Source organism: Candidatus Methylomirabilota bacterium (assembly GCA_027293415.1).
Taxonomy (GTDB): Bacteria; Methylomirabilota; Methylomirabilia; order Methylomirabilales; family CSP1-5; genus CSP1-5.
In genome coordinates this window covers 1-9,745 of record JAPUFX010000206.1, presented here as the reverse complement: position 1 = coordinate 9,745, position 9,745 = coordinate 1, and the positions used below count along the sequence as shown (strand labels likewise).

The window sequence follows — 9,745 nt, the reverse complement described above, 5'->3', positions numbered from 1 at the left end:
GCGACCCTTCGCGTTGTCGCGTGGGTGAACCACCGGTTAGGGGGACCCGCAAACTCCCCTAGGTGGTAGTAGTAAGTTGTTTATCGGGGTGACCATAGCCCGCGGCCCACCTGAAGGCACAATCGAAGGCGCAACACACATTCAGACGCCTTCTCGGACGGAACATGGCCTGGAAGGGCGTTTTTGTTTTCAGGGCAGCACCCTGAAGACGTGTGACGTATAGCTTGGCGGGTTGAAGGGAGGTGGAGTCTTTGTTTGTGTTGGTGAAAGCGGTGGAGCAGAGGAATTCATGCATGAAATAGGATCCCAGGAGGTGCCAGATGAGAAAAGAGTGGATTAAAGGCATGGCGGTGCTCTTGTTTCTGACCAATGCTGGAGTGGGCCCGGCCGCGGCGGCTGGCATCCCGACCAAGGTGATAGTACGGGCCGTCTCAAGAGACGCAAAAGTTATTGGCACCAATGTTGGCGGAGCGAGGATCACGATCCGGGATACCACCACTGGGATGGTGCTGGCCGAAGGAGTCCAGAAAGGTGGGACTGGCAACACCAAGCTAATCATGATCAAACCTCGGGCGCGGGGGGCGACAGTCTACAACACGCCGAACGCGGCTGGCTTCCTCGCCACAGTGATGCTGGAGCGACCCACCGTTGTTGAAGTGACAGCGGAGGGGCCGCTCGGAACCCCGCAGTCCACGCAGCGGGTCTCGAAGACCTTGCTCCTGGTGCCTGGGCAGGATGTGCTGGGAGAAGGAATCCTGCTGGAGATCCACGGCTTTACGGTCGCGCTCCTTGCACCGACGAAGAACGACCGGGTGTCAGTTGGATCGGGACTTGAGGTGCGGGCCAAAGTGACCATGACTTGAGGGTGTCCCACCGAGCCCGGGGGGCTCTGGGACGCGAATAAGATAAAGGTCGTCGCACGCGTTGTTCGGGACGGCAAAGTTATCGACGACGTTCCGCTCCGTTATGCCGGCGAGAAAAGCACGTTTACTGGGCGAGTGCTCCTCTCGACGGAAGGGCCGATTGAGCTGGAGGTACTGGCCATGGATCCGGCCAACGCCAACTTCGGCATGATCCGAAGGACTGTGACAGTCAACCCATGAGCTGAAGGCAGAGGTGGCCACAGGCGTCGGGGGCATCCCCGGCGCTCGGGTCAGGGTGAGGGTCAGGGCGAGGGTCAGAGAGGGCGAGGGTCAGGTCTTGACTTTGCACTTTGGTGCTACTTCCGCAACATAATGACACTCCCGAGGTCTTAATCGGAACGAGGTTGGGGTCTAAGCTTTACATTTGCCACTCGTGATGAGGCCAAAATCTTTTGCTTGTTTGGGTTACGTATAATAGGGTATTCTTAAGGTGAAGAATTTTTAATATTTGGGGAAGAGGCACCGGTTCCAAGGACCGGCTCTCCGGAATTTGGGGGCCGGTTTTTTGTTTTCAGGGCACCGAGGTTGGGTGTTAGAATCCAAACGTGGAAAGTGCGCTATGGAATTGAAGGCAAATTAATCAGGCAGTGTTAAGTTATGGAAAAAGTAGACTTCCCCGATCTCCTCGACCGCCTCAGGCAGATCGACTGCACCGATCTTGCCCGGGCCGCGAAGAACCTGGAAGCCCTGGGCCAGCATCCCCTGCACCGACAGGCGTTTGCCCGCCTCCTGCCTACCCTCTTGGAGACGCTTGCCAATATTCCCGATCCCGATATGGCGCTCAACAACTTGGAGCGGTTCTTCGGGGAAGTGATCGATCGAGGTTTTCTCCTCGGCCTTCTCCAAGAGTCTCGGAAGAGCCTGGATCTCTTGCTGACCGTCTTTGGCAGCTCCCAATACCTTTCTGATGTGCTGCTCCGCTATCCACAGCTCTTCGAATGGCTCCTCGAACCAGGGGTCCTCCGTTTGCCCGGGCAAAAGGCGGACCTCGCCCGAGAACTTGCCTCGATGACCGAACGGCTTCCAAACGTGGAGCGGAAGTGGGATGCCCTTCGGCGGTTCAAGGTGCGGGAGATTCTCCGCATTGCCCTCCAGGACCTCCTGGGCAATCAGGATCTCGCCGGGATCACCCAGGAACTGTCCCGTCTAGCGGAGGTGACCCTTCAGCGGGCCTACGAAATCTGCCACAAGGAACTGACCAGACGATTCGGGAGACCCCAGGTTCTCGGGCCTGCGGACCGAGCGCAGGATTGCGCGTTCTGTATCCTGGGGATGGGGAAACTCGGCGGGGAAGAGCTCAACTACAGCTCTGACATCGACATCCTTTTCGTGTACGAGGCCGAAGGAGAGACAACCGGTGTGCCGGGCCGGGCCAACACGGGAGAGGGCAGGGTCTCCAACCATGAATATTTCGCCAAGCTGGCCGAGATGATTGTGAAGGCCATTGGGACGGTCACCCGCGACGGCTCCGTCTTTCGCGTCGATACCCGTCTCCGTCCCGGCGGGCGCCAAGGAGATCTATGTCTCTCCCTGCAGGGTTACGAAACCTATTATGAATCGTGGGGGCAGACCTGGGAGCGGCAGGCACTGATCAAAGCGCGCCCTGTGGCGGGAGATGAGGGGCTGGGCCGGAGGTTTCTTCAGATGGTTACCCCCTTCATTTACCGGAGGTACCTAGACCAAACGGCGGTTCAGGAGGTCCAGGCCATGAAGGCGCGGATCGAGCAAAGCCTTCGACAGGACCGGAAACTCTACCGGGATGTGAAGCGGGGCTTTGGAGGTATCCGGGAGATCGAGTTCGTCGTTCAGGTCTTCCAGCTCCTCCATGGGGGGAGAGATCCCTGGATCCGGGAGGCCCACACCCTCAAGACCCTGCACCGGCTGGCGGAGCGGCGCTATCTCTCGGGTGAGGATTGCACAGCCCTGGTGAAAGCGTATGTGTTTCTCCGGACGGTCGAACACCGGCTCCAGATCCTGCACCATCGTCAGACTCATACCCTGCCGGAGGATCAGCGACAGCTCTTTCATCTGGCCCGCCGCTCGGGGTACCATAGCCGGATCTCGGCCGAGCCGGTTGAAGACTTCCTGAGAGACTACCAGACGCACACGCATGCCGTTCGCCGCGTTTACGACGCCCTCTTGAGTCAGCGGGAGGCCCCACCGGCCGCAGTCGAACGGGACGAAATCGCCCTCTTTTTCGAAGGCGCTGTGCCCGCGAGGGAAATTCGGGAGCGCCTGCAAGAGGTCGGCTTTGAGGATCTCGAGCGGGCCTATCGAAATTTTCAGCTTTTGCGGGACGGACCCCCCTTTGCCCATTACAGCAAGGCTGGACGGTGGGCATTGGCTCACGTGGCACCTCATCTGATGAAGGCACTGCGAGATGCCCCCGATCCCGACATGGCGCTGAATCACTTTGAGCGCTTGGTGGCAGCGATGGGTGCCCAGGGGGTGTTTCTGTCCATTCTGGCAGAGAAACCCGAGGCCTTGAGCATCCTTTTCCGGCTCTTCGGGGTGAGCGACTTTCTCGCCCGCACGCTGATTCAGCATCCCGAAATCATCGATCTCTTCTTGGACCCGGCCAGCCTGATTCATCGGAGGTCTCGTGGCGAACTCTTTGAGGATCTTCGGGAGGCCTTGTGGGCACCGCCGCCGGGAAGCGGGAAATTGGATGCCCTCCGGCGGTTCAAGAAGGTGGAAGAACTCCGCATCGGAGCCTGGGACGTGATGGGGGAGGCGGACCTCACCGACACCCAGGCAGAACTCACCCTGTTGGCAGAGGTCTGTCTCACCGGAGCCTTAGAGCTGGCGTGGGAAGAGGTAGGGCCCCGTTACCATATGGTGGAGCCAACAGGGTTCGCCATTCTTGGGCTGGGGAAGCTGGGAGGAGCTGAGATGAACTATAGCTCCGATTTGGATCTCGCGTTTGCGTACGATGACCGGATCAGGTGGACTGAACCCTCCACGAGCGCCATCGAATTCTTCAGCAAGCTGGCAGATCGGGTGACCAAAAATCTTACGGTAATCACCAGGGAGGGTTCAACGTACCGGGTGGACAGCCGCCTCCGCCCCGGAGGGAGTAAAGGACCGCTCGCGCAGTCGGTCGCAGCATTCCGGGACCATTTCGAACGGTTGGCCGAGAGCTGGGAGCGACAGGCCTACATCAAGGCCAGAGTAGTGGCCGGAGATGAGGGGCTCAAAGAGACTCTCCTGGGTCTCATACAGGCGTTCGTCTACGAGCAGTCGGTGCCTCCCGATCTTGGCCAGCGGATCGATGCCATGCGCCACCGGATGGAGGAGGAACGCGTCAAGCGGGGCACGGGGCTCCACCTCAAGCTCGGTTCGGGGGGGATGGTCGAGGTGGAGTTCATCGTGCAGTATCTGCAACTGCTTCATGGTAAAGATCGAATCGCCCTGCGAGAGCCGAATACCCTCAAGGTCCTCAATGCCCTTCAGTCGGAGGGGTTGATTTCTGCCGAGGAGTACCAGAGCTTGCACGACTCCTACCGGTTCCTTCGGATGGCGGAGAACCGACTACGGATCGTGGCCGATCTCTCAGTCAACACCCTCCCCAAGACCCCTGCCAAGCTGCAGAAGCTGGCCCGACGGTTAGGGTATGCACCGAATGGCGATATTCCACCTGGCGAGCGGTTTCTTCAAGATTATGCAGCCCACACCTCTCGGGTTCGCGCGATTTACGAACAGGTCTTCAGGAGGACCGATGACCGATGACCGACGACCGGGTTCATAGGGTTCCTTGGGTTTATTGAGTTTCTTGGGTTGGTTTCTCCGCATGCTAGCTTTCTGGCCTTCTAGCCTTTTAGCTTCCGGGGGGCCGGCATCATAGCTCTAGAAACCCTATGAACCCAACAAACCCGACAAACCCAAAAGCCAAGATGGGAGGAAGACATCATGTTCAATTATGAAGGGATCGAGATTGCTTGGCTCGGACATGACAGCTTTCGAATCAAGAAGGACACAGTTATCTACATTGACCCCTACCAGCTTTCCGGATCGCCACCGAAGGCCGACCTGGTCCTGATCACTCACGACCACTTTGACCACCTGAGTGAGGCCGATGTGAAAAAAGTCATCAGTCCCGAGAGCGTCGTGGTCGCCCCACCGCCGTGTCAGGGACAGCTCAAGGAACTTTCCGTCAAGGAGGTCCGCAGTATTCAGGGGGGGCAGAAGACACAGGTAGGCGGAGTTGAGGTCGAAGCGATCCCGGCGCACAACGTGAATAAGTTTCGCACGCCCGGCAACCCGTTTCACCCAAAGGGGACGGGCGTGGGGTACATTCTCACCATCGAGGGGAAACGGGTCTACCATGCGGGGGATACGGATCAGATTCCGGAGATGGCCGCAGCCAAAGGAGTTGACGTGGCGCTGTTGCCCGTCAGCGGGACCTACGTTATGACCGCTCAGGAGGCGGTGGAGGCGGCCAAGGTGATCCAGCCCAAGGTTGCCATCCCCATGCACTTTGGCGCCATTGTCGGCTCGCGGGCGGACGCCGAGGCCTTCCAGCAAGGCGCCCCTTGCCTCGTCGAAATTCTGGAAAAGGAGAGTTGAGGCCGTCGAGGACACTTCTGTCTTGGAGGATAGGAATGACGGATGCCCGTCCGGCAATGCCCGAGTACTTCATGGAAATCGCCATGAAAGTCCGGAAGCGAGCGGATTGTCTCGGCAACAAGGTGGGAGCGGTCCTGGTCCGAGAAGATCGAGTGATCTCGACGGGGTACAACGGGACGCCAGAAAACGTCAAGAACTGTACGGCAGGCGGATGCGAAAGATGCTCGCGCCGAAACGAGTTTGGCTCGGGAAAGGGCTATGATCTTTGTATCTGCGTTCACGCAGAGCAGAATGCAATACTCTCGGCGGCGCGCCTTGGGATTTCGGTCAAAGACGCCGCTTTTTATACGACGCTCAAGCCGTGCTTCAACTGCCTCAAAGAAATGGTGCAGGCGAAGATCAGTGCAGTGTATTACCTGCACGACTGGCAGGCTCCTGATGCAGATTTTCAAAGACAGTATGACGTTCTCGAGGGCAGAATTCCCGGGGGCGTAAAACATCTTCCTTTAGAGGATCCCGAAAAGGCGTGGGCGGTCTCAAAGTAGGAGATCGCTTTTAAGACGGATTAGCAAAGAGAAGCGGGATCAAACGTGGGTCCTAAGACGAGGCGGTCAGGCGTCGCGCCAACATGAAGAAGCCGGTGTGAGCGACCATGCGATGTTCTGGCCGGACGCTCGGTCCCTGAACCCGCCAAGGACGGTGGACCACCTCGAAGACTTCCTGAAACCTGAGGCGTGGCTCTTGCTCGATGGCGGTGGCCATGGCTTGCAGTTGGGGAACCGTCGGAAAGAAAGCGAGAAGAAGACCGCCAGGCCTGAGGACCTCGGCCGCATGGGTGACCGCCCGCCATCCCTCGGGTAGGTCTAATACCACGCGATCTACTGATGCCTCCTCGATCCCTTCATAGATATCCTTCAGCTTGGAGACCCAATGCGGGACCTTCCCGAGGAAGGCCTCGACGTTGGCCCTGGCTTGCCGTAGGAAGTCTTCCCGGACCTCATAGGTGATGACCTGCCCCTTTTCCCCGACTGCCTGGAGCAGGGCGATGGTTAACGCCCCTGAGCCACCTCCCCCCTCGACCACGGTAGCGCCGGGAAAGAGGTCCCCCCAGACCAAGACGGTCGCGACATCCTTCGGGTAAAGGACTTGAGCCCCGCGCTTCATCTTGAGGGAATACTCGGCAAAGGTTGGGCGGAAGGCGATGAAGGTCGCGCCCCCTGAAGAACGCAGAGCAACCCCCTCCTCGCGTCCGATGATCTCGCTGTGGGGGATGGTCCCGAGGTGGGTCGAGAATTTGTCGTGCGGCCGAAGGGTGATCAGGTACTTGCGCTCCTTGGGATCAATCAGGAGGATCTTCTCACCTGGTTCGAAGGATCCAGTCCGCATCTTCTGCCTCGTTCGGGGGCCACTATCTGGCTCCGTCGCCCAGGGCGTCCCGGATCAGGGCAAGCTCATCCCGGACAAGTCGCGGGAGGAGAAACTCCTGCCGGACCCTCTCCCGCCCGGCCCGGCCAAAGGCTGCCCGAACTTTGGGTTGGGTAATAAGGGTGAAGACCTTTTCGGCGCACTCCTCCACGCTTTCGACCAGGAAGTTTCGAAAATCCGGGGGAAACTGCATGGGGATTCCCCCCGCTTTTCCAGCCACGACCGCTTTTCCCTTCCAGAACGCCTCCGAGATCACGAGGCCAAAGCCCTCCTTCAAGGACTTCTGAATCACGAGGTCGGCTCCCCGTTGAAAGGCGTTCACCTCCATGTTGCCCACACCGGTCAGGTTCGTAAAGACGTAGAGATCAGGATCATTGACCGCCTCTTCATTTATCATCTCAAGGAGCACCCACCCCTCCGGATCGTCCCTCGCCATGGCCCCGATCAGGGCCAACTGGACATCCGGCATCCGCTCCTTGACGAGACGATAGACCCGGATCACCCCCAGGGGATCCTTCCACGGGTCGAATCGGGAGACCTGAAGGAGTATGGGGCGGTGCAGGTCGAGGCCGGAGTCGGCCAGGACCCGCCGACAGATCTCTAGGGGCAGTTCCATGTTCTTGGTGCTCAGGGGATCAATGACCGGGGCGATGAAGGCCACGCGGTCAATCTGGAGATCCGGCGGCAAGAAATCCGGCATGGTAAAGACCACCACATCGTAGTCCTCGATAAAGGGGCGGAGAAAGGACCAGACCTCGGGGTTAGGTTCTGAGCTGTCGATGTGACAGCGCCAGATCCACACGGCTTTCGGGGCCTCCACAAAGTGGCGTATGGCTGCAGGCTGGGGGTCGTGGATAATGTAGACATCATAGTCTGCCTCTAGGAGACTGGCGCTTTCCTGATTGTGCTCGAGGTACGTCTGCTGCACGGCTTCAGTGAGAGGAAACGCCCCCCCTTGCAAGGCATTGTGGAATCCTTTGGTGATCTGAAAGAACGCGGGGTCGCCATGAATCAATCGCCAGTCGGTCGAGAGGCCAAGGGCCTGCAGGAGCGGGATGTGGCGTGCCAAGAGTTCCGCTACCCCGCCGCCTTCCGCCGTGCTGTTGATGTGGCAGATGCGGACCCCGTTGAGCTCAGCGGCCAGCCCGTTGATTTCGTCGATCAAGGCGTCCCCTACGAGGGGTCGGTAGTTCTCCAAGTTGGTGGACTGAGCACAACAGTGTCGACCGATGGCCACCTTTGGTAGCATCCGTTATCCTCCTTCATTCCAGCGCCCTGTACCTGGCCCTTTCTTTCCTCGACGATCATACACCGTAGCACAGTTTCCGGAATCTGGAAAACCCGGAAACGAGGCGAGGGTGTCGTCGGCGGAAGGGAGAGCAGGCATAGGCGGGAAATGGAAATCCAGGTGTGAGCAGGTTCAAAGATTCCGCCGTGATGCCGTGCGACGGGCCTGGTCCATCATCCGGCAAAAAGCGCAGACCTCAGTGGTAGTGGCTTGGCCGCACACCTCACACTCCCTGAGGTCCGCTCCGTTGACATCGGCGGCGAAGGCCGAACGACCCTTCTTCAAAAAGCCAAAGTAGAAGCTCTGCTTCACACCCGGAGAGGCGTGCTCGAGCTGGTTCAAGATGTCCTTGTACAGCAGCGAGGTCGCCCCGTCCGCACTGGGGCACTCATCTTCGTGGTAGTCGATCCCTCGGAGCAGGGTGTAGGCGAGGGTCTCCCGCTCGGTGAGGCGAATCAGGGGCTTGCACGTCTTCACCAACTTTGGATGGGTGGCCTCCCGGGATGGTTCCATCCTGGCGAGCTGCTCTGTCTGCCAGTGAAACAGGTTCCCAAACAGGGTGGAGGCAACGTCATCCAGATTGTGTCCGGTCGCTAGTACGCTAAAGCCCCCCCAAGGGCGGTCCGGTTCATCAGATAGCGCTTGCTGAGGCCACAGGCCGAGCACGGAACGCGAGGAGTATTGAGCGCCAAATCCGGGAGCGTGAAGTCGTATTCTTCATTAAGGTCGGTGACAATCAGAGGAAACCCCTGCTGCTGGGCATAGGCCTCGACCTTTTCCCGTGCGACGGGTGAGTAATCTCCAATCCCGAGGACGATGTGGAAACCGGTGGTTTGATAGCCCAGGCGGCGAAGGACCTCCCACAGGGTGAGGCTATCCTTCCCCCCAGAGACCGCCACCAGGATCCGGTCCTCTTTGGAGAGCATCTTCTCGCTCTCGATGGTCTTTTGGACCTGGCGCTCCACGTGGGTGAGGAAACACCCTTTACAGAAGGCCGTGTTGTGGGCCCTGATCTCGGTCACCGCTTTTTCGGTGCAGATTCTACACTTCACTGGTCGACCCTCCCGAGATGGCCGGGACCACCTCGACGGTCTCCTCATCCTTGATAAGCTCATCCGGGGTGAGCAGGTCCTCCCCCCGGACGACCAGAACCGTCTCCGGGTTGATCTGGAGCTCCTGGAGCAGATCCCGGACCCGACGGCTTCCCGGCATATCTACATCTCGACGGGGGCGGCGGATGATGACTTTCATGTGAACGCTCCTCCCCGTTCAGGGTAGCCGCCACTCTACCAAGGATCGGCCACACTTTCAACTCCACCCCGGGCAATCCTCTGCCGCGTAGGGACTTTGTAAAGGGTTCAGAAACCGGCGCTATGCAGTGCCTGCAGCATCTCCTCAACGGTTATCCTTCCCTTGCGATAGGTAATCCTTGCGAGGTGCCTTTCCAGGTCGACCCTGGCCTCTTCCACTCCGCGAAGTCCCTTCAGGACGTTGGCCACCTGTAGAGCCTCCGCTTCGGATTTCATGTGGGCGATATGGATCG

At 59.1% G+C, this 9,745-nt stretch carries 10 protein-coding genes; 4 read left to right on the top strand and 6 right to left on the bottom strand.

The genetic code is table 11. The annotated features are described in order from the left end of the window. The first annotated feature begins 320 nt into the window (after positions 1 to 320). The 4 genes from O6929_14035 (at position 321) to O6929_14020 (ending at position 6,034) form a co-directional block, all read left to right on the top strand. Positions 321 to 863 carry a hypothetical protein gene (locus tag O6929_14035; protein MCZ6481500.1) on the top strand — a complete coding sequence of 181 codons (543 nt, stop codon included), beginning with the start codon at positions 321 to 323 and terminating at the stop codon, positions 861 to 863. Positions 864 to 1,520: 657 nt separating this feature from the next. Continuing rightward, positions 1,521 to 4,652 (top strand): bifunctional [glutamate--ammonia ligase]-adenylyl-L-tyrosine phosphorylase/[glutamate--ammonia-ligase] adenylyltransferase, encoded by a 3,132-nt coding sequence (gene glnE / locus O6929_14030; GenBank protein MCZ6481499.1) that lies wholly within the window; start codon positions 1,521 to 1,523, stop codon positions 4,650 to 4,652. 177 nt (positions 4,653 to 4,829) lie between these two features. Further along, entirely contained in the window at positions 4,830 to 5,489 is a 660-nt protein-coding gene (locus tag O6929_14025) for an MBL fold metallo-hydrolase (protein ID MCZ6481498.1), read from the top strand. A 35-nt stretch (positions 5,490 to 5,524) separates the two neighbouring features. Then, on the top strand, positions 5,525 to 6,034 hold the full coding sequence (locus O6929_14020) for a dCMP deaminase family protein (protein MCZ6481497.1): 510 nt from the start codon (positions 5,525 to 5,527) through the stop codon (positions 6,032 to 6,034). A gap of 52 nt (positions 6,035 to 6,086) precedes the next feature. Here the strand turns inward: O6929_14020 and O6929_14015 are convergent, their stop codons facing one another. From O6929_14015 to O6929_13990, 6 genes are all read right to left on the bottom strand, one after another. Further along, positions 6,087 to 6,875, bottom strand: coding sequence for a tRNA (adenine-N1)-methyltransferase (locus tag O6929_14015; GenBank protein MCZ6481496.1), 789 nt, complete (start codon positions 6,873 to 6,875; stop codon positions 6,087 to 6,089). Between the two features lie 22 nt (positions 6,876 to 6,897). Beyond that, entirely contained in the window at positions 6,898 to 8,163 is a 1,266-nt protein-coding gene (locus O6929_14010; protein MCZ6481495.1) for a glycosyltransferase, read from the bottom strand. 171 nt (positions 8,164 to 8,334) lie between these two features. Beyond that, a complete protein-coding gene (locus O6929_14005; GenBank protein ID MCZ6481494.1) occupies positions 8,335 to 8,868 on the bottom strand; it encodes a hypothetical protein in 534 nt (177 codons plus the stop codon). After that, positions 8,796 to 9,254, bottom strand: a complete 459-nt coding sequence (locus O6929_14000; GenBank protein ID MCZ6481493.1) for a hypothetical protein — start codon at positions 9,252 to 9,254, stop codon at positions 8,796 to 8,798. The genes O6929_14005 and O6929_14000 overlap by 73 nt, the downstream gene beginning before the upstream one ends. Next, entirely contained in the window at positions 9,244 to 9,453 is a 210-nt protein-coding gene (locus O6929_13995) for a MoaD/ThiS family protein (protein ID MCZ6481492.1), read from the bottom strand. Before O6929_13995 ends, O6929_14000 begins: the two co-directional genes overlap by 11 nt. 107 nt (positions 9,454 to 9,560) lie before the next feature. Then, positions 9,561 to 9,745 (bottom strand): heavy metal-associated domain-containing protein (locus O6929_13990; protein MCZ6481491.1); only part of this gene is annotated, 185 nt, incomplete at its 5' end.